The organism is Planktothricoides sp. SR001, from assembly GCF_001276715.1.
Taxonomy (GTDB): domain Bacteria; phylum Cyanobacteriota; class Cyanobacteriia; order Cyanobacteriales; family Laspinemataceae; genus Planktothricoides; species Planktothricoides raciborskii.
The window spans coordinates 1-24,289 of sequence record NZ_LIUQ01000076.1; the positions used below are offsets into that span (position 1 = coordinate 1).

Annotated in this window: 21 protein-coding genes and 1 tRNA gene; 15 read left to right on the forward strand and 7 right to left on the reverse strand. The window is 41.3% G+C overall.

Features of this window, described 5'->3' with window-relative positions; genetic code table 11:
- The first annotated feature begins 526 nt into the window (after nucleotides 1–526).
- From AM228_RS26365 to AM228_RS26380, 4 genes are all read left to right on the forward strand, one after another.
- On the forward strand, nucleotides 527–808 hold the full coding sequence (locus AM228_RS26365) for a hypothetical protein (RefSeq protein ID WP_054469890.1): 282 nt from the start codon (nucleotides 527–529) through the stop codon (nucleotides 806–808).
- On the forward strand, nucleotides 805–1,509 hold the full coding sequence (locus AM228_RS26370) for an energy-coupling factor ABC transporter ATP-binding protein (protein WP_054469891.1): 705 nt from the start codon (nucleotides 805–807) through the stop codon (nucleotides 1,507–1,509). The genes AM228_RS26365 and AM228_RS26370 overlap by 4 nt, the downstream gene beginning before the upstream one ends.
- 190 nt (nucleotides 1,510–1,699) lie before the next feature.
- Nucleotides 1,700–2,245 carry an NYN domain-containing protein gene (locus AM228_RS26375; protein ID WP_054469892.1) on the forward strand — a complete coding sequence of 182 codons (546 nt, stop codon included), beginning with the start codon at nucleotides 1,700–1,702 and terminating at the stop codon, nucleotides 2,243–2,245.
- A 99-nt stretch (nucleotides 2,246–2,344) separates the two neighbouring features.
- Nucleotides 2,345–2,416 (forward strand) — tRNA-Asn (locus AM228_RS26380).
- Nucleotides 2,417–2,688: 272 nt separating this feature from the next.
- On the opposite strand, the gene AM228_RS26385 is transcribed toward AM228_RS26380, so the two are convergent.
- Both AM228_RS26385 and AM228_RS26390 read right to left on the reverse strand, forming a co-directional pair.
- Nucleotides 2,689–4,227 carry a CPBP family intramembrane glutamic endopeptidase gene (locus tag AM228_RS26385; protein ID WP_054469893.1) on the reverse strand — a complete coding sequence of 513 codons (1,539 nt, stop codon included), beginning with the start codon at nucleotides 4,225–4,227 and terminating at the stop codon, nucleotides 2,689–2,691.
- A gap of 266 nt (nucleotides 4,228–4,493) precedes the next feature.
- Nucleotides 4,494–8,165 (reverse strand): NB-ARC domain-containing protein, encoded by a 3,672-nt coding sequence (locus tag AM228_RS26390; protein WP_231636955.1) that lies wholly within the window; start codon nucleotides 8,163–8,165, stop codon nucleotides 4,494–4,496.
- A 456-nt stretch (nucleotides 8,166–8,621) separates the two neighbouring features.
- On the opposite strand from AM228_RS26390, the gene AM228_RS26395 reads away from it, so the two are divergent.
- The 8 genes from AM228_RS26395 to AM228_RS33635 all read left to right on the forward strand — a co-directional run bounded on the left by AM228_RS26395 (nucleotide 8,622) and on the right by AM228_RS33635 (nucleotide 18,587).
- Nucleotides 8,622–8,849, forward strand: a complete 228-nt coding sequence (locus AM228_RS26395; protein ID WP_054469895.1) for a hypothetical protein — start codon at nucleotides 8,622–8,624, stop codon at nucleotides 8,847–8,849.
- 376 nt (nucleotides 8,850–9,225) lie between these two features.
- Nucleotides 9,226–9,477, forward strand: coding sequence for a hypothetical protein (locus AM228_RS26400; protein WP_054469896.1), 252 nt, complete (start codon nucleotides 9,226–9,228; stop codon nucleotides 9,475–9,477).
- A gap of 210 nt (nucleotides 9,478–9,687) precedes the next feature.
- Nucleotides 9,688–10,140 carry a hypothetical protein gene (locus AM228_RS26405; protein WP_054469897.1) on the forward strand — a complete coding sequence of 151 codons (453 nt, stop codon included), beginning with the start codon at nucleotides 9,688–9,690 and terminating at the stop codon, nucleotides 10,138–10,140.
- A 148-nt stretch (nucleotides 10,141–10,288) separates the two neighbouring features.
- Entirely contained in the window at nucleotides 10,289–12,622 is a 2,334-nt protein-coding gene (locus AM228_RS26410; RefSeq protein WP_054469898.1) for a dynamin family protein, read from the forward strand.
- Nucleotides 12,623–12,695: 73 nt separating this feature from the next.
- On the forward strand, nucleotides 12,696–13,895 hold the full coding sequence (locus AM228_RS26415; protein ID WP_054469899.1) for a hypothetical protein: 1,200 nt from the start codon (nucleotides 12,696–12,698) through the stop codon (nucleotides 13,893–13,895).
- 62 nt (nucleotides 13,896–13,957) lie between these two features.
- Nucleotides 13,958–17,155, forward strand: coding sequence for a hypothetical protein (locus tag AM228_RS26420; protein ID WP_054469900.1), 3,198 nt, complete (start codon nucleotides 13,958–13,960; stop codon nucleotides 17,153–17,155).
- 51 nt (nucleotides 17,156–17,206) lie between these two features.
- A complete protein-coding gene (locus tag AM228_RS26425) occupies nucleotides 17,207–17,776 on the forward strand; it encodes a hypothetical protein (protein ID WP_054469901.1) in 570 nt (189 codons plus the stop codon).
- 82 nt (nucleotides 17,777–17,858) lie between these two features.
- Entirely contained in the window at nucleotides 17,859–18,587 is a 729-nt protein-coding gene (locus AM228_RS33635; protein WP_197285421.1) for a peptidoglycan-binding protein, read from the forward strand.
- A gap of 108 nt (nucleotides 18,588–18,695) precedes the next feature.
- Here the strand turns inward: AM228_RS33635 and AM228_RS33640 are convergent, their stop codons facing one another.
- The 3 genes from AM228_RS33640 to AM228_RS26440 are packed head-to-tail and all read right to left on the reverse strand — an operon-like array spanning nucleotide 18,696 to nucleotide 19,825.
- On the reverse strand, nucleotides 18,696–19,079 hold the full coding sequence (locus AM228_RS33640; RefSeq protein ID WP_156332080.1) for a hypothetical protein: 384 nt from the start codon (nucleotides 19,077–19,079) through the stop codon (nucleotides 18,696–18,698).
- Nucleotides 19,080–19,085: 6 nt separating this feature from the next.
- The gene (locus AM228_RS26435; protein ID WP_054469903.1) at nucleotides 19,086–19,418 is read right to left on the reverse strand and encodes a XisI protein; all 333 of its coding nucleotides are present in this window, start codon (nucleotides 19,416–19,418) and stop codon (nucleotides 19,086–19,088) included.
- Nucleotides 19,406–19,825 carry a XisH family protein gene (locus tag AM228_RS26440; RefSeq protein WP_054469904.1) on the reverse strand — a complete coding sequence of 140 codons (420 nt, stop codon included), beginning with the start codon at nucleotides 19,823–19,825 and terminating at the stop codon, nucleotides 19,406–19,408. The genes AM228_RS26435 and AM228_RS26440 overlap by 13 nt, the downstream gene beginning before the upstream one ends.
- A 419-nt stretch (nucleotides 19,826–20,244) precedes the next feature.
- On the opposite strand from AM228_RS26440, the gene AM228_RS26445 reads away from it, so the two are divergent.
- Nucleotides 20,245–20,535 (forward strand): nucleotidyltransferase family protein, encoded by a 291-nt coding sequence (locus AM228_RS26445; protein WP_054469905.1) that lies wholly within the window; start codon nucleotides 20,245–20,247, stop codon nucleotides 20,533–20,535.
- A gap of 276 nt (nucleotides 20,536–20,811) precedes the next feature.
- On the opposite strand, the gene AM228_RS26450 is transcribed toward AM228_RS26445, so the two are convergent.
- Nucleotides 20,812–21,516 (reverse strand): Uma2 family endonuclease, encoded by a 705-nt coding sequence (locus AM228_RS26450; protein WP_054469906.1) that lies wholly within the window; start codon nucleotides 21,514–21,516, stop codon nucleotides 20,812–20,814.
- Between the two features lie 476 nt (nucleotides 21,517–21,992).
- On the opposite strand from AM228_RS26450, the gene AM228_RS26455 reads away from it, so the two are divergent.
- The gene (locus AM228_RS26455; RefSeq protein ID WP_054469907.1) at nucleotides 21,993–22,460 is read left to right on the forward strand and encodes a DUF3531 family protein; all 468 of its coding nucleotides are present in this window, start codon (nucleotides 21,993–21,995) and stop codon (nucleotides 22,458–22,460) included.
- Nucleotides 22,461–22,606: 146 nt separating this feature from the next.
- Here the strand turns inward: AM228_RS26455 and AM228_RS33645 are convergent, their stop codons facing one another.
- Nucleotides 22,607–22,762: a hypothetical protein gene (locus tag AM228_RS33645; RefSeq protein WP_156332081.1), complete on the reverse strand. Its 156-nt coding sequence runs from the start codon at nucleotides 22,760–22,762 to the stop codon at nucleotides 22,607–22,609.
- A gap of 263 nt (nucleotides 22,763–23,025) precedes the next feature.
- On the opposite strand from AM228_RS33645, the gene AM228_RS26460 reads away from it, so the two are divergent.
- Nucleotides 23,026–24,030 carry a pentapeptide repeat-containing protein gene (locus tag AM228_RS26460; RefSeq protein WP_054469908.1) on the forward strand — a complete coding sequence of 335 codons (1,005 nt, stop codon included), beginning with the start codon at nucleotides 23,026–23,028 and terminating at the stop codon, nucleotides 24,028–24,030.
- The last annotated feature ends 259 nt before the right edge of the window (nucleotides 24,031–24,289 follow it).

The window sequence follows — 24,289 nt, forward strand, 5'->3', positions numbered from 1 at the left end:
CGAATACAAAGCGATCGCGTTTTAGCCAGTCGTCGAGGACGTCAAACAATCCTCGCTCTTGGCCGCGTCCAATGGCAATAGTCATTGTTTAGCGTATCTCCAAAGTTATGATTATGATTCCACGAATGCTTTACTACCGAATCTTGGCGACTTACTTGTCAGAGACAGACCCATAGCAGATAAGTGCTCTGAGTGGTAGTAGAGTTTACGTTTCTTTACTTAGTTTCTCATTATAGGCAAAACTGGATAATTTTCAAGTCTTTTTTCCCCAAATTAATCCTTAAGAAATTCTTAAGAATTTCTTGAGAAGTCGATTGCCCTGGGTCAATCGATGGCGCATACCACCGCATACCAGGGCGGTGCATCGGTTGTATCGGTTCGAGCCATGAGGTGAAGTCGAGTAATTTTCCCTTAATTTTCCCTAAATATCTGCAATGAAATGGATTTTTATCTTCACACAGTGCCAAGTACCTGAGATATTCTGAGATACTAGAATGGCCTATCAACTGAGAATTCTCAACACTGAATGTTCACCATTGATCTATCTCTGAAAAATAATCCGCTGCCTTTGTCAGTCCAACGGAAGACCATCGAAGCGGCTGAATCCCTTTACCAAGACATCCTGGCTGCTATGCGGGCGGGAAGTTCGGAAATTTTAGAGCTGACCTGCGAAAAAATGCCAGAGAAAAAAGTGGCGGTTTACGCCAATGAGATTATTGCGGTGCAATTGTCTCAAAAATCCGGGGCTAGTCCCACCGGAAAAGCCCCTGGTTTTGCTGCCCTCGTGAGTGAAGCCTTGGCGGAATGAATCCCAACTTAGGAGTTGAACAGAAATTGGTGACTGGAGAACCCGCAATTCGCGTTAAGGATCTCCAGTTTTCCTGGCCTGATGGAACACAGGTGTTAAAATCCTGTTCCTTAGCGGTGCCCCAGGGAGAGTTTTGGATGCTCTTGGGGTCAAATGGCTGTGGCAAATCTACTTTATTAAGGATACTCGCCGGTTTATTGACTCCCCAAAGGGGTGAGATTTCGATTTTGCCTCCCGTGGGATTTGTGTTCCAAAATCCGGATCATCAATTGGTGATGCCGACGGTGGGCGCTGATGTGGCTTTTGGCTTGGTGGAGGAAAAACTTTCACCAGTCCAGGTTCGGCAACGAGTGGAGGAAGCCCTCAGCGCGGTAAATTTGCTGGATTTGCAACGCCGACCGATTTATGCCCTCAGTGGCGGGCAGAAGCAACGGATCGCGATCGCCGGGGCGATCGCCCGTCATTGTGAGGTGTTGTTATTGGATGAACCGACGGCATTGTTAGATCCGGACAGTCAATTAGATTTGGTCGCCCAAGTGCAACGCTTGGTGAAAAGCCGGGGCATCACCGCATTATGGGTGACACACCGTTTTGATGAGTTGAATTATTGTGACGGCGCTTTTCTCTTGGAAGATGGGGGGGTGGTTGATTCTGGGAATCCCGAACCCTTGAAACAACGCTTGATGCAACAAGAGTGGTAAAAAAAGTAGTCAAAAAGTGGTAAGTTGGCAATATGATATCTATGAGATTGGGAGAAATCTGAGATTCTTTGTGAGAAAATCTTAATTTTTTTAACAAAAAGTCAAGAAATCTCAGAAACCAAGGGCGATCGTTGTTTAAATTTGTTTAAAATATATGAAATTTTAAGAATTTTGATCACCCTTAACTACAATGCCACCCTCCTTAAGGCGATCGCTACTCCTAGTAGACGGTTACAACATGATCGGGATCTGGTCTGACCTGAAGAGAATACATCAGCGTGACGGCTTAGAAGCTTCACGCCGGGAATTGATCGAGTTATTGGTCAACTACAGTGCTTTTGAAGGATTAGAAACCAAAGTGGTTTTTGATGCCCAAAATCGCCGGGAACCTAGCTATCTGGAAGTTATCACCGATCGCGTATCGGTTCACTATACAGAGTTTGGTCAGACTGCCGATACCTATATCGAGAAAACCTGTGCCAAGCTGCACCGGGAAATCGACAAGCGCGATCGCCGGGTGATCGTTGCCACCTCAGACCGGGCGCAACAACTTACGGTGATTGGTTATGGCGCGGAGTGGATGTCCGCGAAACATCTGGCGAAGGCGGTAGAAAATACGAATCGTCAGCGTCGCCACCAGCATAAACAGAACAAGCAACCTACTGGACGGTTCTTGTTTCAATCGCTGGATGCCAAAGCCCAAGAGCGTCTCGCCCAAATGCGGATGGGTTTATGAGGGAGAAAAATCAGGGTGAAAAAATTTTTTTCAAAAAAGGCTTGCCAAAATCGAGTAGATCGGGTTATAGTATTTAAGGTTAAGAAAAAGGCTACACGATCCTCGGTAGCTCAGTGGTAGAGCGGTCGGCTGTTAACCGATTGGTCGTAGGTTCGAATCCTACCCGGGGAGTTTAATTAAATTGAATATGGTTGCACAAGCTTTGAGAAAGCGGATTTTTGGCTTTAATCTTGTTGATAATTCAGAGATTTTATCAGAAAGATTTTACCATAAACCCGGTTTCTTGGTTTTCGCTTGAGGTTTGAGAAACAGGCTCAGAAACCGGGTTTCTGGCGTTAATCTTGTTGATAATTCAGAGATTTTACCAGAAACCCGGTTTCTTGGTTTTTAAAGTCAGACTTAAGTCAGACTATAAACTGACAGATATCGGGATGATGTCAATTTTAATTGGCACTACTGCCTAAAATAAATAGACTGGCGAGGGTGCCACTGTTCCAGAGACAGTGGAGTAACATTGGGGCTAAAAGATTGCCCGATCGCACATAAGTAAATCCTAGCACCATGCCCAAGGTAGCTAAGGGGATAACTTCGGAGACATTTAAGTGAGCGATCGCAAATAACAAACTACTCAGGGCGATCGCCGACCAGGGGGACTGATATCGGGTTAAAGATGGCAACAAAAAGCCGCGAAACATAATTTCTTCAAACAAAGGTGCGGCCACTGATGCGGTGATAAAAAATACCACTAACGCCACACTATCTTTATTATTTAGGGCGATTTGCAATAGGGGATTACTGCCACCTTGTCCCTGCCAAATTTGTTGGTTAATTAAAGACACCAAAATTACCAAAGGCAGGGCGACTAAATAGCCGCCAATTCCCCAGAGAATCCAATTACTCCGCCAGTTAAAACGAAACCAATTTTCTGGTAATGGGAAAAATGGTTTTAATGATAAATAAAGCACCAACAAACCACCAACTGATAACAGCACATAAGTTCCCAACACATAGAAAGATTGAAGCCGGACACCGAGTTCTGAAGCCTTAATCGGCAGCAGTCCGAGTAACAATGGTAATAAGATTTGCTGGACAAAGAAAAAGCCCACAATCAGCACTTGCCAAATAGTTTCCCAATCCCAGGGAGTTTGCCAAATTTCTTGGTTATCGTTATCCGAGGGTAAGGCTAAAATTGCTGTTTGCGGTTCTAGAAAAACTTGCACCAGCAAAAAAATTATCAATGACCCACCGACGATTACCCCCAACACGGGCAACCCACCAATAAACACCAGTTTTAGCAATGCTTGACCGGCAATTTGTTGCTGTTTTTCCTGAAGAATTTCTAGGTCACTGATTCGCCCTTGTTGTTCATATAATTGGCTTAATCCTTGATAGCGAAACCAGCCATCTAAGTTGGTTTTTAGCAGTTCTTCGGCATTGGGTTCCAGACGTGGTGGTTCACTCCAAAGGCCTGATAAAATAGCCGTGATTTGCTTTTGGGCTTCGGTTTGGGTGGATGCACTTTCGCTGATTTGTCCCCAAGTTGCTTGAGCAGTTTTCACCTCACCTTGATACGCTTGCAAAATGCCAATCCGCAAATCTAGGTCATTTAAATATAACTCTCCGTCGTGAATCGCCTTTTGCAGCAATTCCACGGGGCGATCGTCAACCGTACCGATTTCTGTATTCGCTTCTAATTTAGCCCGGTTGCTTTGCAAAATGGTTTGGGTAGACTCGCGCACTGCTTGATATTGCTTCAGGGCCGTTTGAATAAACTCCTGACCTAATAACGCTTGGGCAGCTTTTACCCTAGGGTCTTCTGAATTTTCGCCCTTGTATTCCGATCCGTGTAGGAGTAGATTGGTTTGATATAGTTCTAGACGACTTTGAATCTGAGGTTCATTCCAGCTAGTCGCTAAAGAAATACCCGCCAAACCCACTACCATCACCGTCAGCAATGTTAAGATTAATCGCTTGAGTGTCATTCGTTTCTCCGTTGCCAAAATTACGATTTGCTATGGTCGTCTTTCATCATACTCTTGAGGTGTCAGAAACCGGGTTTCTTAATTAAGATTTTTTTTGAAAGCCAAAGATTGTCGCAGAAACCCGGTCTCTTTCTCTCAGCAGAAACCCGGTTTTTTTGTTCGTGAGGTGTCAGAAACTGGGTTTCTTAATTAAGATTTTTTTTGAAAGCCAAAGATTGTCGCAGAAACCCGGTTTTTTTTCTGGAAAGTGCCCATAAAGATAACTTTCAAACCGATTGCTCAAACCCACCGGGACAGTCAATTGCCCCCAATGCTTTTAAATTTTCTTTTTCCGCATCAATTAAGCCTTCAGCTTGCCCAATATTCATATTCAGATAAATATTCGGAATTGTCACACTTCTTAAACAATGACCTGTCACCAGATCCCAAAACTTCATGGTTCCATCGGAACTTCCGGTCATTACTTGATGCAAATGCCGGTGAAACATCACGGAAGTGACTGTATCTTGATGTTCCCTAAGTGTATGCAGACAGTCACCAGTTTTCACCTGCCATAATCTTATAGTACAATCATCACTCCCACTGCCGACTACTTGACCATCTTTACTCCAATCAACGGACAAGATTAGCCCTTCATGTCCGAATAAACTATGCAAACAGTCTCCTAAGTGTAAATCCCAAATTTTTACAACTTTATCCTCACTGCCACTGGTCAAAAATCGCCCATCATCACTAAATGCCACGGCTCTAATATTATTTTCATGTCCCGCTAAGGTTTGGCAACATTCCCCGGTTTTAATATTCCAAATTTTTACCGTGTGATCGTTACTACCACTGGCCAAAATATTCGCCCTGGGATGAAAGGCAAGATTCCAAATCCAAGCTTTATGTCCCGCTAAAACTCCGGTCAATTTAGCTGTTTTGAGATTCCAGACTTTTATCGTTGAATCTTGACCGCCACTGGCCAAATAACTGCCGTCATAACTAAACGCGATCGTCCAAATACCCCCTTGATAATTCTCTGTTTCATAAGTTAAAGTTTGCGTATTATTTCCCGTCTCTATATCCCACAGGCGAATTGTTTCATCATCACTACTACTCGCTACGGTTTTGCCATCAGGACTGAATGCTACAGACCAAACCCAAGCAGTATGTCCGCTTAAAGTCTTTAAACAATCTCCGGTTTTCGCATTCCAAAGTCTCACTTTATGATCTAAATGGCTACTGGCTAAAATTTCACCATCGGGACTTAAAGCCAAAGACCAAATCCAGTTAGTATGTCCTTGCAAAGTTTGAACACATTTGCCCGTTTGACTATCCCATATTTTGATCAGTTGGTCATTATCTCCCGATGCCACTGTTCGATTATCAGGACTAAAAGCTAAGGTTCTAATTCCGGTTTTATATTGTTGTGATGTGGCCTGACATTTACCCGTGGGCATTGACCAGAATTTTACCTTGGCATCAAAACCCCCAGTGGCTAAAGTTTTACCATCGCGACTCCAGGCTAAAACTTTATTTTCTTTCTCATGTCCTGATAAAATTTTTTCACATTTTCCGGTTTTAAGATCCCAAATTCTAACCACTTTTTCATAGCCACAACTGGCAATTTTTTTCCCGTCAAAACTAAAATCAACACACCAAACCGCATCATCACTTCCGGCGAGCGTTTGCCGCAATTCTCCGGTTTTCACATCCCAGAGTTTAATCGTCTTATCAAAACTGCCACTGGCTAAAATCGCCCCATCAGGAGTAAAAGCAACCCCTAAAACCCATCCGTCATGGCCAGCGATCGTGCGTAATAATTCACCACGATTGGCATCCCAAATTTTAATCGTTTTATCGTTGCATCCACTGGCAACGATCGCTTCAGTGGGACTAAAAGCCACAGACCAAATCCATTCCGTATGTCCCTCTAGGTTATGTAATAATTGACCTGTTGGAACATCCCAAATTTTCACGGTTTGGTCTAAACTGCTACTGACTAATTTTTTACCATCGGGACTAAAGTCAAGGGAAAAAACCCACCATTTATGTTTGCCAAAAGTCCCGATAATTTTCCCAGTTTGCATATTTAATAATCTAATTATTCCCTGGGAATCTCCAATGGCTAACATTTCTCCATCGGGAGAAAAGACTAAGGAATGAATTCCGCCAAAACATCTGGTAAAAATGGTATTTTTAAATTGACAATACGAAAAATTCACATCTTGGAGGTTAATGCCTTGTAAATTAGCCTGCCAAATGGCCAGGTGCGAAAAGTCATAACCTTGGAGATTGGTGTTTAGCTGGCACAGGAGATGGATTAAGTTGCCGCCAATATACCCAGGTATAAAAGCATATTTTTGTTGACTGCAAGCAACTAATTTTTTCAAATAATTCTGAAGGTCACTAGCCGAAATTTGCCATTTTTCTAATAAAGCTTCAATCAGGGGATTAATGATCACTCTGACTTGGCTGCTTTGAATATAATCTTTGCTTTTAGCCAACCTTAACCCATGAGTTATAAATAAGTTAAACTCTCCCGAAATAATTTCTTCGGTAACGATTTCAATAAATTTTTCAGTGACATATTCCATCAACGCTGGCTGTAGGGTAAAGCGTTGCTGCTTATCCGGTTGTTGCCGATCGCTATTTGCAATATTTTGGCTATCTTCAATATTTTCGATATTTTCGAGCAGCATTCGCCGCTGGAGAGATGCTAATCGATTGGATAATTGTTGTTGAGAGATGCCGCCAACTAAATTATCTTTTAATTGGCAGAGTGACACAGGTTCTCGGTGAATGGCTAACCAAAATAAAAGCTGATTTTCTTCACCGGAAGAAACTTGAAAGTGCCAATCTAATAAGTCTCGAATATCTTGAAAACAAAAGTTGCCGATTTCTAGAAATTCCCTGACATTACTGCCAAACAGATTTTGAATATGCGAAGCGGTTAGCTTTAAGCCTAAAGGATTGCCTTGATAAAAATTAATTAGAGTTTCCCATTCGGTGTCGGTGGCTGAAAATTCCCCTTTCTGTTTAAACAGTTTTTTTCCGTCAGCAACCGTTAAACCGTCTAACATCAAAAAGCGCACGGGTTGATTCGGCCCTGACAGGGCTTCTAGGTGACTAATTTTTACGCGACTGGTGAGGATTAAGCAACTTTGATGATTAGTTTTGGCAATGGTTTCTAAGATTTGGTGATAGTTTTCATACCCGGATTTATATTTTGCGGCTGAGGTTCCTGGGGCAACAATCGATTCACAGTTATCTAAGATGAGTAAATATCGGTTTTGTTTTAAATAAGATATGAGTAGAGAAATTTGTTGAGTTAGGCTGTTCGGTAAGGTGGTGGTTTGTTGGTGGGAGATAAATTGAATCCAATCTCGGAGAATTTCTTCCAGGGGAGGAGCATTGAGGAGCGATCGCCAAATAATCCCCTCAAATTCTAGGCTGAGTTCTTCCGCTAATTTAACCGCTAGGCTGGTTTTACCCTTTCCGGGAAATCCGACAATCGCAATTAAACGACAGCGATCTCTTTTAATCCATTGTTGAAGGGTGGTTAAATCCTTTTTTCGCCCTAAAAAATTCTGCACATCCGGGGCATCTGCCCAATCTATATGGCCGCTGAATTGTGATTTTTCCCCTGGCGCGATCGCACCTGGTAAAACAGATCGTCTTAATGCTTCTAAGCGAGTCTTTGTGACTTTTTCCCCAAAAACTTGGCTAAGTAATTGCCAAAGAAAAGAGGCTTGTTTCTTGATACTTGCTTCATTTCTATTTAGTTGAAGAGCCATCTTAACATATCCCTCTTGATTCAACGACCCCCGGAGAATATGGATCTGAATATCTTTGAGAGATGTACCAGTTTTCTGAGCAACAATCTGGTTGACCCGTTGAACGATGCTTTCCGTATCCATAGCCTTATCCATAGCCGTATCCATAGCCCTATCCATAGCCCTATCCATAGCCCTACCCATAATTAACCAATCGTCATCGAAACAGGGTCTATGCCTCTGGAGAGAGAGATGCACCCCCGTTTGATTCACTTTTATTCACTTTATTGTACTTATGATGTCACTTTTTGGGAACTTTTTTTTCACCGGGCTTCACTTTTTGGCAACTTTTTTCTTTTGAAAGGCTGTTAATGTATTGACATGATGACTTATGCTCAAAAACCCCAGTTTTGTCAGCTTTTTTTGGCAAAATCGGGGTTCCGTAAAAATACGGTCAAAACCTGGGTTGTTCTAGGTATGTAGCTTTAGAACATTCTGGTTCCGCAATCAGATGGCAGACCAAGACAGGGGGCTGTACGGGAAAATTTTCTGATTCCCACAAAAATCCCGATCGAAAACCTGGTTTCTATCTTTGCTGACTCTATGACCACTGACTTTTAAACTTTTCACCCAAATATGATTTCACCTGAACCTGACAGTAAGCAGACTAATATTGACGAAGTTTTTGCTCGAATTCAAGACCTTTTGCTTGAAACTTGGCAAGAGACAGGTTTTGGTTGTTTATCCATTGAAAGCGATCGGCCTAGAACTGAAAAAATTAGGATTGTGATTAAGGGAGGAACCCATTATCGTTATGTGATTACCGATGAAGAAGTGAGGCGGTGGCTTGGCAATAAATCTTAACAATAGGAAATTATTATCTGTGGTATGATTGCCATATTGGTGCGAGGAAAAACCCGCACCAATATCGCATCAATCAATGGGGCAAAATGCCGGAAACAACCGGAAATATAAAGCCCATGCCTTGATTGGGATGATTCAAAAGCAACGACGCTGTACGGTTGTAAGTATCGACAGCTAATCATTTTAAATCAACTGAATATTTAGCTCATCTAGTCTGAGACGAATGGGAGTTTCGCGGGACTGGGGAAGGTGGCTAAGGAACCGAGTTTTTCCAGGGATATTACTTCGGTGAATTTGCTTTGCCAAAAAACCCGGTTTCTGAATATATCCAGCTTTTTATGTTTGTCACTCAGTAACTTGATGAGGAATTGAGATTATGAAATCGCTGAAAAGTGATGCTGAATTGTTGAATGTTCAAGTTTCAGATGCGCTGCAAGATGTTGAGAATTCCCTGAAAAGTTTGGCGACCAGTCCAGATTTGCTGACTAAGATGCAAGGGATATTTGGCGATCGCCTGGATGGGGAAAAAGCACGAGTTTTGGCAGCATCTTGGGCGGCTGGAGATTTTAGCGCTTTGAGAGCGATCGAGGCAAGCAATTGGCGATCGCGCAAGATGAACATAATCTAATTTTTCGTTGAATTTACAGGGTTGCGATTCCCGTAGGGTTGCCTGTGGGTATCCGATGATTTGTGAATAATCTGGACATTTGGACAAATTGATGGCAAGAACATTTGGGGATTCAGGATTAAAGATTGGTTGCGCTAACCGCGAATTGCATAAATTTTCAATTCTTGCCCGATAAGTTAGTGAATGCAATAAATAGATGGAGTCAAAACTATGCAAGTCAATCATACGGCTAAAGTCACTTTTGGTCTGCTTGCCAGTGCCTCGCTTCTTATTCCCACGGTGGCGATCGCAGGCAACCGTTACGAAGAGCAAATACGCGGTCAGCTAATGATGGCCGCAATGACGTTGGGATTGGAAGATTATCAGCTTTTTTACGATCCTTATATCGATAGCTTGGGCGCCAACAGTGAGGATCGCCTAACTTTCACCTTGAAAAAAGGCGGGACTTATGCCATTGTTGGCGTTTGCGATGAAGATTGCAGCGATATCGACCTGGAAATTTATGACGAAAATGGGAATTCAATTGCGGTCGATCGCGGATCTGATGACTACCCGATGCTCCAGATTTCTCCTACTGGGACAGGAGAGTTCAGTTTAGAGGTAGATATGTATAGTTGTTCAACTTCTGATTGTTATTACGGAATTGGCGTTTTTAGTCAATGATTGATTGACGAATATTGATTCACCTTTCAACAATCTCAATCAAGATTTGGCATCTGATTTGAGCGATCGCCGATAAACCCCTAAACTTTCGGCGCTTCAAGCGATCGCAATCATTATTCAATCATTTTAGTCTTTAGGAGTTCATAACATGGTGACATCAGCCCCTTTGGAAAGTTTACGTGACAAAATCCAAAAACACTTACCTGATGCTACGCCCGATCAGGTGGGACGTTTTGCCCTTCAGGTTGAGCGACTGAAAAAGCTGCAACATTTTTTTACAGATTATCCTGAAGGGCAAGAAGACTTTAAAGATAAGCTGGAACTTGCTCAAAAAGCACTTAAATATGAAAAGCCTTACCGCATAGCTGTGATTGGCAAGGCAAGGACTGGCAAAAGCACAACAATTAACGCCATCTTAGGACGATATTTAGTGCTGGCAAAAATATCAGGTAAACCAGCAACAGGAGCAGCTTTAGAAATTTTCTTTGACGCTGCTAATGCTCAACAGGAAACAGCCCAAGTTATTTACCGTGATGAAGCCAATATTCGTAGCTTAGTAGCAGATTTTGTCAGTCGCTATAAAGCATATAGACTGAACGAATCCGGGCTGACTGGCAATCTTGATGCAGGTTACGCCATAGCACTGGAAAAGTTACAGCCAGCCATTCAACTTCCCGATGAAGCAAACCAAGATTTTGAGAAGTTACGGTTAAGTTTGGCAGATATTGTTAGACAGTATGCCAATAATCTTGGGAAGGAGTTGCGGCAGAATTTTTATCTTGCCAACCAAAGAGATATTGAAGAATTGATGAATTTAATTGATGAAAATAGCGACATCAACAAGCCTGGTTCTTTGAATCGTCGAATCGGCTTAGTCAAGTCCGTTACCTATCACATTGTGCCAAGCGAAAGCCCTGATGGAATCGCTACACTAAAATTGCCCAAGAATGTATGTTTAGTTGACTTACCAGGGCTTGATGGCACTCCCCTACACGATATTATTATCAGCGAAGGAATTAAAGAAGCTGATGCTGTAATTTTTATTCAAAACCCAAACGGGATTCTCACTCGTGGCGATGGTTATCTGCTTGATAGATCGCGAAAATATATTAGCTTTGAAGGAAACGAGCGAGCGGGCGAGCGGATATTTATAGTCCTTAATGCTAAAGATAGCATTATGACAGACAGCCCAGAGAAACAGAATATTCTGCGGAGACAGATGGGCGATTTGATGGAATTGTTGGTTTCAAATTATGCGATAAATTTTTCAAATCGCGGGGGAGATCGTCCTTATTTTGAGACATCCTCTTGGATTGCATACTATGTTCAAAAGAAACTTAAAGGAGAGACAATTGAAGATACTAACACTTATGAAGCAGCCACTCTCAAACTAGGTGTTCGAGGGAAAAGCGATCGCGAAGTCCTAGAAGCCAGTCAAATTCCCAAGCTGGTAGAAGAATTGACCAAATTTGCCCGCGAGCATCGGATTGAGGGACAAATTCGCGACGGAAAATTGGCTTTAGACAGTATTATCAATAAGCTGATTAACAAGTTCCAAAATGATCTTGACAATAGTAGTGATGTGAGCGTGAAATCACCCAAAGAAAAAGGACAGGAAATTCTCAATCAACGACAAGAAGACCAGGAAAAATTAGTTAAATCCATCCGATACATTCAAGAACAACGCCTCGACAATTTACGCATTGTTCTCCAACAGGAAGCTCAATCGATTTGCGCTGAAACAGATAGCGCCATTCAAAAGAAGATGCCTGAACTGTGGAAAGAAGGTTTTTTCAATAAAGGAGACCGTCTCACTCATAGCAATATTGCTAAACCAATTTACGAATACATACTAACTGAGGCTCAAATCAAGCTTTGGAATGAACTAAATAGTAAAGTTCTATTAATGGCAAATAAATTGATTGAATCTTACAATGATATTGTGGAAACATCCCAGATGGCTGAAAAAATTGCTAGTGGTTGCTACGACTATGTAGAAGTTTCTCTAGTTCGATCAACAATCAAGGAAAAAATTGATAAAAATATGGGGAGTACCCTAAAGAAAATAGCTAGTCGTATTGCCATGACCCGAATGACTGACCCCGCTTGTTACTTCACCACTAAAAGTGCTGACGGTCAACCCGAGAAAAAGCAACTTTTTGATAGTCTTAATCAAGTCCCACGTCAAGCGGAGGTAAAGAGCGATTATTTCAGTTTATTTATTGCAGAAATGCGAAAACAGTATGAACCTTTCGTGTATCAGTATTGCGTTACTGGACTGTTGAATTTGTATCGATATGAAATGATTGGGATTGAGGATTCGTTATTAGGCTACATCAAAAATGTCTTTTCAAATATGCGCGATTCAAATGACGCAATTTTGAAAGCAAAAATCAACGAAAGTCTCAGCGACGATCCCAACTGGAAACGTCTTGAGTTGATAGAACGCAAACTCGCTACCCTTGAAACGATCAAGTCGTAATCAAGTCAGTATTCCCAAACAGAAAACTGCCATCAATCAATTTTTTGCTATAACTCAATCAGGAAGAAAAATTATGAACAATAACAACCAGTTCTCGCAATTACGAACGGCTTTAACCGAATGGTTAGAGAAAAATAAACAGACTGCAATAACCGGACCAAAGGATATACGCATAGGAATTTGGGGAACGTCCGGTTCTGGAAAGACGACTTACTTAGCAATGCTTTACTATGCGCTGCTTCTATCAAAGGATTGGCAAGTTACTGCGGATTCTGAAGCTCGCCAATTTGTAACAAAATCTATTAATGGAATCAAAGCAGGAAACTTCCCACCTGCCACCCAACCGACTGAGAATCTCAATATTTTCACTTATACCCTAGGACGGCAAAATTCTTATGCGATAATAGGCCCTAAAGTTGTCCTGAATTTTATTGATGCTCCAGGAGGGTTTTATGAGGACATACATTCGATACATTCGACAAAAGTGCAAATAGCTGAACCTTCAATTAAGGGTGCAAGTGCAGAAACGCAACTTGGTCAAAACCAGGACAATTCAATGGGCATCATGGATTATTTACTTAGTTGCGATGGAATTATTTTCTTACTAGATCCCATACGAAGCAAGGAAGAAGGTAATTTGTACTGGCGTTTGTTATTTGATTTATTTATGGAGTTTCAGGAAAAATCTAAACAAGAAAATATGACTAATGCGCGACTACAACAGTACATGGCATTCTGCGTGACAAAGGTTGACAAAGAGGAGATATGGAGTCAAGGAAAGGAATCAGCAGATTTAGCCAAAGATGTGATGGGTCAGGATCTATTTACGAGTCTGGAAACTGGTTTTTGTTTAGAAAATCGGTATAAGTTTTATTCTGTAGCATCTATTGGTCGTTATCTTGATAAAGATGGCAAGTCATGGAAAGAAGCTGTAATTTACTCAGACATCCTAGATACCTCAAACACATCAGAGCCTCAACCTCCTCAACCTGCTCAACCTTCTCAACCACAGGGGGGGGGTTATGGGGAGGGTTATGATCCTGATGCTCCATTAGGACAACCTAACACCACCCCTAGTCCCAGTTCGTCATCAGAGGATGACTGGGGATCGCTCAACCAGGCATCAAACACTCCTGAGCCACCTTCGATACCCCTACCAACTATTAATACAAAAGTGCAATATGAGCCATTCAATGTCATCACACCGATTGAGTGGTTAATCGATAGCATTCAAAAAAATCCACCATCTCGACCACAACCTAAACAAAAGTGATAGCTAGTGGCCGGAGCATTTTAGAACAGACTACATTCACACAACATAAACCCATTTGACCTATGTACTCACAGTTTATTTACGGGAAATTGGTTAGCAACAGAGGCTCTGAGTATCAGCTTGTTGCTCGCAGCGCTGACTTGACCAATGAACTTAACCTCAAAACTATGGCAGAAGGAACCCATCGTTTTTGGGGTTCAACACCGCCAGAGAACCCAAAGGTAGTTGGGATCTTTTTGCAAGGGGATAATTTGGTATTGGTTAAAGCCGAAACTGCTGTGTACCAAAACGGGCAGTTGGCTGTCAATGGAGTTAGAGGATTTGATCAGCACCGCTATGTTTTTATCCCCGTCACATCCATGTCAGCGTTGCAAGGTCGGGCATTTAAACTACTGCTTTGGATGTTTAAACAACCCATCCCTCTATTGACAGAGTTTAATGCCAATTTAGAACTTTTATCTATTCCAATTGTAGAAGAGCCAATATCAGCCGATATAGATAAAGAAATTGCAAAAATTCGGCAATGCTGGCCAGATAGCAATGAGCAAAAGCCTTTAGTTTTATCGGGGTTAGCAGCAATAATTAACGGCAAAAGGCTCCTGCTCACCAATGAGCAAACAGGTATTCCTCCTCAGAACTGGATGGAGAGCATTTTGCTCCTACTACCTGCTAGTATTCGCCCTCAAATATCCGTTGCCGTTGGAACCCTTGATGAGCAGCAATGCCCTTGGGCAACACTGGTGGTGAAAACCAATCAACATTATTCTCGATCGCTGCCCGAAAATATGATTTGGCTGAATCGTGCTAATCAAACATTTGATGGACAGCCTGACGAGAGTACATTTGAAAACTCCTATGTTGATTACATACTCGATCATATAACCACCGCGCCAAATAAAGATACACTTAAGCGACTGATTCAACAACTAGATACAATTGCTGACAATGATATTACCCTGGAGTCCCTAGCTGACCCCAAAATAATTGTCCGCCTGATTCGCGCATTACCTGAAAAACAGCAAAATGAATTTTTGTTAAAATATCTCTCTGGATTGAGTATCGATATTTGGGATTTGTTAATTCAACTAATAAGCAAGGAAGATTATCAACAGGGATTTGTGTTTGCCTGTAAAGAAATTGTCCGGTTAATTCCCGCATTACCTAAAGAAAAGCAAGATGAGTGCTTGACTAAATATCTCTCTGGATTGAGTATCGATATTTGGGATGTGTTAATCCCCCTGATAATCAAGGAAGATTATCAACAGGGACGTATGTTTGCCTGTCAAGAAATTGTCCGGTTAATTCCCGCATTACCTGAACAAAAGCAAAATGAGTGCTTGACTAAATATCTCTCTGGATTGACTATCCATATTTGGGATGTATTAATCCCCCTGATAATCAAGGAAGATTATCAACAGGGACTTATGTTTGCCTGGAAAGAGTTAGCTAAAAATGCTATTTTTGAACCTCAAGCGATTACCCTAATGTTGAGGGTTTGGAGTCGCCTTGTAAATGCCAAGTTAGTTCTGCTGCTAGATGAACTAGGGCAAAATTTACCCTTAGCTGAGATATTACTGAAGCAAGGGCTATTAGAGCAAAACCGCCGCGAAAGTAAAGATCCTGAAATTGTCTTAAAATTCATTGGACTCTGTACAAGTTTGGTAGCTGATAAAGCTAAATCTGATTTCTCAGAGGCATGGGAATTGGCTACCAATCATCTTGCCCCACCACTAACCAAGTTTTTTTTTCAAACTGAGCCTGAGAAAGAGACTTTTTCACTACTCGATACCGCCCTGCTAGGTGAAGTTCCTGTTGAAGTTTTATCCAACCGTTTCACCTCAAATCTGGCTGGTTTATTGCCTAGTATTGAGGTGGAACAGTTCAAACAGAGTAATTTACGCCGACAGCTTACCACAAAAAACCCAAAAGTAGCAGAATTGCTTGACACCCTTGTTGCAGAGGGCAATTCAGGTCTAGCAAAACTGCCGCAGATAGCCCATTTAATCGGGATTAATAACGCCGCAAAGGATAATTGGTACGCAACATTTCTAAAAAAATGGTCGCCTTCTTGGGAACAATCAAAGTTGCTATTGGTTGAGGTGATTAAAGAAACCCCAAATTCTCGGAATAATTTCAGTCGTGATGATTTTCGTCAAACCTATACTTGGTTTGAGCAACAGCAGCATGGACTCAAGGCAATTTTCGACAGTTTCCAGCAGAATTATAGCTGTGAAAATTGGGTAAACTTGGCTCAAGCTGTTTATGACAATCCACAAGATAAGACTGAATTTGTGGACACCTTAGTGGGAAATATCTTCCCTGTTGCAGTGATGCAAAAATGGCTACCGCTAATCGTTGATAATGAGAATGTCAGGAAAAATTTTCTGGCCACATCTTCTGCATGGCAAAGTCTCACCATTGACAATTTGAATCAGCTTGTTCGTAGTTTCCAAGAGTATGTTCCTACGTTGACGCGCTGTTTGCGAGATGGCTCGCGCCTTGACTGGATTAAGGGTGACTTACTGCATTACCTTTGCCGAACCTGGATAGAACAAAAGAAAGTTGATGAGGACTTGAAAAATTTTGTCACCAGCCCTAGCGTGACTAATACATTTACAAATAACGACTGGTTAAATCTGCAACGTCTTAGTTGGGAACCAGAAATTGATCTAGAACTACCGCTGGGGGTTAAAACTGCTCTGACCCCCGATCTACTATTGTCTTTGCAGAGTTATGCGAAGACAATAATACCTCGCTACACCTGTCCCAAACAAACGCGCAAGTTGCTTAATGATTGTAAAGCATGGGGTTTAAGTTGCACTGAACAAAAAGATATTCTCAAAGCTGCACTCCCTCAAGCCTGCAATGCTGATTTGATAATCCCCTATCTCTACGATAAAGATAAAGCAATTAATCCCGCTGAAGAACAGCAGTTAATAGGATTGTTACTTCAACTGCAATTGAACAACGAAAAAAGAGAAGAAATATCTGATGTAGAAAAATTTTCTGTCGAGGCTTTCACTCAATACATATTACCAAACAAAAATATGACCCTGCTCAAGTGGTGGCGAGATAAAGCGGTCGAAAAAGAGCTTTACAAAGAAGCATTTTCCAGTGCTGCTCAAAAATATGTGCAGAAGATATCTATAACGGATTTCTTAAACTATCTTGAAGATTTGAAAAAATCTTTGCTAGTTGAAGAGTCTAGCTGGATGTCCAAGCCAACGTTTAGCTTATTGGCTGAATACCAGACTGATTAATTAAATCCATCATTGATTGGATTTATAACTCCACATTTTAAGGAAACTCAAATGACTGCACAGCCACCTAACTCTAGTCCACCTTGGAAATGCACCGGCGTTTCTACCAATCCACACGCGGAGGCGATCAATAATACTAAGAAGTGCCAATACTGTGATAGAACATACGATGATTATCTCAAAGACCATAAAGCTGCCATCAAAAGGAGGAATAGGCTTCTTTATTTAGGTGAAAAGCAGGGTGCATATCAAGCTGATATAATATTTAACTGTGGTATAGACCACGGAGTAAAGATGATGAAAAAAAGCATTATAAACAGCTTAATTACTGCCCAAATAATAACCTTAGTATTGATGATTGTCACCGGCAGCTTCCCCGACGACTTTGTTGATTGGATAACAGTTATATCGGTCTCCTCAGTTATGGGAATTGGTTGTGGACTCGGATCCAGTTTTTCCGGTTCTAGTGCAAAACATAGTAAATTAGCTAGAAAAAACCAAGACCAAATTGTTATAGCCAAAATAAATGCCTTAATTGCAGAAGGAGCAATCAAGCCAGAGATAGGAATTGAAGTTAAGGAGGCAATTGTTAACCAAATGTCAAAGCAAAGCAAGTTCTGAAGAGCGATCGCTCAGACTCGAATTACACAGTGATTCTATGATGCCCGAAGAAATCAGGGCACCTAATTTTAAGGAAACTCAAATGAATGCACAACCATCTAACTCTAACCAATCTTGGAAATGCACCGGCGTTTCTACCAATCCACACGCGGAGGCAATTAATAATACTAAGAAGTGCCAATACTGTGATAGAACATACGATGATTATCTCAAAGACCATAAACTTGAGATTTTTCAGAAAAGACTACTATCCTATTCTGGTATGGCCGCGATCGCTGCCTTATTGCTACTTATTTCTGCTGGTGTGTATGCAAGACAAAAATTTGCGGAAGCCGATCGCGCAATTAGGCAGCTTGAGCAGACAAAGACTGAACTTGCTCAAGTCAATGCCGACTTAAAGAAAGCAGAACAAGAATTAGAGACAGCCAACGAAAAACTGCAACGAGTTCCTAAATTAGAAAAGTTACTGGCAGACACTCAGAATAAATTAGAGTCAACCAAAACCCAACTGCAAACCACCCAATATAATTTGACGCAAACCAATCAAAACTTGACTCAAACCAAGCATAAATTACAACAACGGGAGCAGCAAATTACTGAAGGAAGTAAATGCGTTAAGTTAATCGGGGAAATTAACAATGTCATCTGGGAAGGTGCCGCGTTAAATCCTGACGGAGTTATGAGGATTCAGCAAACTTTGCAATCTGTTGGTTTCTATCAAGGTGAAATAGATGGAATTTTGGCCGATAGCACCAGAAAATCTATTGAGAATTTTCAGCGAGATTGCCAAGCCAAGTTGGAGCGGCAGTAGTGGCTAAGTCTTTGAATAAATTATGCCTAAAAAATTTATCAAAAAACTCGGTTTTTGTTCTCCCGCTTTCAACCCAGAAACCGGGTTTGTAGCATAATCTCTGCATCCCTACCAAGATTTAATTAAGAAACCCGGTTTCTTTTTACCTACCCGGTTTCTTTGGTGGAGGCGCTTTTCGTGGAGTGTCAGAAACCGGGTTGATTTATGGGTGTTAAGAAACAGGGTTTTTTCACAAAGATTTCGGTTGTGATGCAGAGATTGTCGCAGAAACCCGGTTTTTTTTCTGGGAAGCGATCGCGCTTTTAGTGAGGTTTCAGAAACCGGGTTTCTTAACCAAAATTTTGGTGGTGATGCAACAGTTAACGCAGAAACCCGGTTTCTTTTTCCAGGAGCGATCGCGCTTTTCCTCGGTGTTAAGAAACCGGGTTTCTTAATTAAGCTTTTGGTTGGGGGGCAAAGATTGTCGCAGAAACCCGGTTTCTTTTTTCCCATCAAAAATTAAGCCACGGCAAATTCAGTAAACTGCCGCACATAAGGGGAACGAAATCCCAAAACAATATCGGTTTTTGGCACTCCTAATTCCATCAACTGATTTGCCAATCCTTCTTCTGTAAAATCGCGCTGAATCCAAATCTTGCCATCTTTGATATCGATATGAATCGGACATCCATACATTCGTTCTTCATCATGCCATCCCACATACAACAATAAATAGCGATCGCGTTCTGTATCAAAAACAATTTCAGTAGTTTCTACATCTTTTTCTGACCGATCGCTGGCGTGTTGAGAGATAACTTTCTGAACTAAATCTCGATAATTTAACTTTTCCATAAAATGATCTCCTGTTTTTCTGCATGAAATACCAATAGTTTTATTTGATATCGTTCCAACACCGTTTGCACAAACGAATCTGTGAAAAACTCTTGATAAATATCGTTGGGTACAGCCAAATACAGAACTCGTTCTGGTGCCAATTTTTCCAAGGCTAATTGATAGTTAAAAAACTGACCAACAGCAGTATGAAATTCTGAGATAGTCGATCGGCCAACAAAACTTTTCACCTCCACTGCTATTTTTTGTTCTCCCCTTTCAGCCGATAATAATTTTTCTGCGCCTAAATCTATCTGAATGCTAACTTGCACAGTGACTTTGACAAACAGAGGATCGTGAGTAATTGTCCATCCATCTTTTTCCAGGGCTGAACGCACGGTATCGTGAAAGATATCTTTGGCTGACATGATTAGAAAGATTTATTTTCATCATTATAAGTTAGTCAGTAACCTTTAATAACTTAAGAGGTTAGCCTTTCTACTAAATTATAGCTAAAATCTCGTCATTTTCCCAAGCGATCGCCCCAAAATACCTCTATCTCAGAACCCATAAACCGGGTTGATTCCTGGGTGTTAAGAAACCGGGTTTCTTAATTAAGCTTTTGGTTGTGAGGCAAAGATTGGAGGCAGAAACCCGGTTTCTTTTCAGGGAAGAGATCTCGCTTTTCTTAAACTTTCATAAACCTGGGTTATTGGCGATAATTATGATGCTAAAAAAATATAAAAAATAAAATATTAATTATTTGTAAAATTCTGCGAATAAATTTATTGATATGCTATAATCATCTTCAGTTATATTAAAACAAGCATCTAGCAATATCCCAACAATGAACCTGAATGAAATTATAAAAAATCATCGGGATGAAATTTTGCAACTAGCCGCTAAATACGGAGCCTATAATGTCCGTATTTTTGGTTCAGTCGCCCGAGGAGAATCTGATGAATCTAGCGATATAGACTTCTTGGTAGAAATGGAACCGGGAAAAACTCTATTTGACCTCGGTGGACTCCTGATGGATTTACAATATTTACTCTCGTGCAAAGTCGATATTGTCACTGACAAAGGATTGCGGCCAAGAATTCGAGAACGAGTTCTGCAAGAAGCCAAATCATTATGAGAAATAACGCCGATACTTTGAAATTGATGTGTAAATTGGGGGATTAAGAAACCGGGTTTCTTAATTAAGATTTTGGTGGGGATGCAACAGTTAACGCAGAAACCCGGTTTCTTTTCAGGGAAGCGATCGCCCCTTTCTTGCTGATCCAAAAACCGGGTTTTTTCACAAATATTTCGGTGGTGATGCTTTCAATTGTCGCAAAAATCAGGTTTTTTTTTCTCCGCCAAAACCGGGTTTTTTTTCTGTGTCCTCTGTGCCTCTGTGGTCAATAAGATTCTAGAAATCAAATTCCTCTGGATCAATTCCTAAACTTCTCAGTTTTGCTGCTAATTTATCTGCCTTTTGTTTAGCCACGAGTATTTCTTTTTCTGCGGTTAAAATTCGCTCCTCTGGAGTTAAATATCTTTCTCCTTTGTCATCATACCAATATAGCCATTCTCGGTTAATCCCTTGATAGGTTCCCACCCCACGACCGATGCCTAAATTTATCTCTGATAACCACACAGGTTCACCTGGTAATAATTGATATTCTCCTTCTACAAGTCGATACACTTCTAACCGGGCTTTTCTTTTCCGCAACGGCTTATAAATCACATAATATAAGATGCCCAGTTGAGCGTATTCTAATTTTTTATCGGTATATTCTCCCCGGCGAGTTTGGGAAACTACTTCTAACACCATTAATGGCAGTTTTTGCTCTTCCCATAACACATAGGATAACCGTAAATCTGAGTCAATAATTCGGGGAACTCCGATAGAAAGAAATCCATCAGGAACGATCGCCGGTTGGTAAGGATCGTAATAAATCCCCATATCCACCCCAAAAAACCAATCCATTTTTTCTGACCAAATTAATGCCAGAATTGCTTCAAGTAGTCCAGGAATCAGATGTTGTAGTTGATTATCCACAGGTGTATCATCAGAATCGGGTAAATCTTCAGCGGAAGGCAAGCAATGTCTAGGATTATATTCTAGTAGCATAATCTTAAAAACCGTTTAACGTTATGTTTATTTTAGCAAAATATTGGCAGAATGAGGTAAAAGAAACCGGGTTTCTATCAAAAACTGGGGATTTCAGGATAGATGCTTATAGAAACCCTGAAACAGGGTTCGGGGGCGATCGGGGGACTAGATTAGTCCCAGCAAATCAGCCGATTAATTGCTGTTAGGATCGATTACCGCTTCGATAAGTCTGGTGGATCACATATTTGTAACGGCGTTGCATTCGGCTAGTTATCTTAATTGTTCTTTCCCGATAATTAACTGCCCGGTATGCTTGCGCTATGCCGTCAGGCTTTATGCTTCCTTCGCCCCTACAGTCTTACTATCAGATTTACAAATACGAGATGCTTCCTTTGTACCTTGACGCTCGATTCTCCTGTAAATCTGGATCTGAAGATTTAATCGGTCTAAACTGGGCTATAATATCAATCAAACCAAAGATATACTCTAACGTCATGCAAGTCTATTTTCGCGAATTTAATCCTTTTGATGTCTGGTTTTGGCTAGAGTTTAGCACCGTTCCTAGCGACCAAGAAAAGCAATATATTGAGGAAGTTCTTGACTCCTGGTTTTTACTCGGTAAGCTGGGCGGATTCAATGCGGAGAATTTACAAGTCCAGGATACTGGGATTGACATTAGTTATATGCATTATGAATTGGATTACGCTGACCAAAGTCTCACTTCTTTAATGCACAATATGGGCGAGTTGGAATACCAGGGAACCTGGGCAAGATGTTGGTTTGATTTGGGCACCAGTGATGCGATCGCGATCGATATCCTGATTAATGCCCTGCAAAAACTCAGCTTAGAATATGTAGAAATCCAGCAACTTATTATTGGGGGAAAAAATGAAGACTGGCCCATAGACTATCAGGATATTCCTGCCCTCTTTGCTGAGGCAAACTATCAAGAATATAATTAATTCAACCATCGGGGATCATCATCCCCATTATCATCGATAGGTAAAAAAATCAAATAATCGGCAAGCATATGCTTTTCCCTAGCGAAGTCTCCCTTACCCGAAGATCGCCGGAAAATCAAGCAATTGCTGCCAATTTAAAGATAACTTTAAAAAAACCGGGCAATATGAATTTTGCTTAAAGTCGTCTCCGAATAACTACAGAGTGATATTGCATCCGCAACGCCGAAGCGCGATCGCACCACTAGCAAAAATAGCAAAAATACCAAAAATACCAAAATAGAGTCCCAGGTTTTTTGTAACAAAAAATTAAGACATAAACTTATTTGCCTAAATCTGATACTATATAAACAACAGATAAATACCAGCAGTTTACCGTAAAATATGCTGATGATATCGGCACTCATTAGCCAGTTTACAGTAGCCAGTTTACAGTAGCCAGTTTACAGTTAACCAAGCAGTAAAAAAATTATCGAGATTAAGTAAGACGGGTGTAATTCTATAAGCGAAGTCAACATTGTTGCTGGGAATCTATCTGAGTCGATTTATCGCTCGTGAGGTTCTAATCATGAAGGAAAATGAAGTTTTAAACCGATATTCCAGAGGAGAACGGGATTTTCGCGGATTTGACCTATCCTCTGCTAACTTAATTGGTGCGGAGCTTACCCACGCTAACTTCTCCGGGGATAATTTAATGGAGGCATCCTTCGCTCGCGGTCATTTAGAACGCTGTTTTTTAATGGAAGTCAACTTAAACGGTGCATTTCTTTATAGTACCAATTTAAGTTATGTCAAACTCAAAGGTAGCAATTTAATTGAAGCGGATCTCACGAAAGCCAATCTCACCGGCGCACAATTGCCGAATGTGGATCTCACTGGGGCAAAATTAACGGGTGCGGTGCTGGACTGGGTGAGTCTTTATCGAGCGAACTTACCGGGAGTTAACCTCTGTGGGGCTAACTTAAATGGGATTAACTTGCGTTGTGCCAACCTCACGGGAGCTAACCTGAATTGGACTAACCTCAGTGGTGCCAGATTAAGTGGGGCATTGCTCAAAGGGGCACAAATGAATGGGGTGAAACTGAGTCGAGCTTTTTTAAATGGTTTAGACCTTGGCGCGGTAAATTTCAGTGCCATGGAACTCATCGAAGTGAAAATGAGTGGCGGAAAATTTCAAGGTTCTAACTTTAGTGGTGCTAACCTCAGCGGTTCTCAATTAAGAAATGTGAAAATGGATGAGGCGAACTTGAGAGGTGCAGACTTGCACAATAGCAATTTAAGCAAAAGCTGCTTTCTCCAAGCCAACTTAATGAAAACAGACCTGCGAGAAGCTGACTTGAGAAACGCAGACCTCAGTGGTGCGAATTTGAATTTAGCGAAATTGACCGGGGCAGACTTATCCAATGCCAACCTACAAGGAGCATATTTGTGGGGGGCGAATCTCGACGGCGTTTGCTTGCGAGGTGCGGATCTCCGGGGTGCCAGCTTGCGAGATGCGGCGATCGTCGGCGCTGATTTAAGGGAAGCGTTGTTAACAGGTGCGACCATGCCCGATGGTAGTATTCATGGGTAAAGTTTGCGTAAAGTTATTGTGATTAGTTACTGGTTGCTAGTTATTCGTGATTTGTTAAAGCCAATCACGAATAACTAACAACAGGGTGTAGGGTGTAGGGTGTAGGGTGTAGGGAAGAGTGAATAGTGAATAGTGAATAGTGAATAGTGAATAGTGAATAGTGGTATTTCATTGAAATGCATCACTTTTCACTTTTAACTTTTCACTTTCCCCAACCAACAACCAAAGAATCCCTACCGGTAGGGGTCGATGGGAGCTT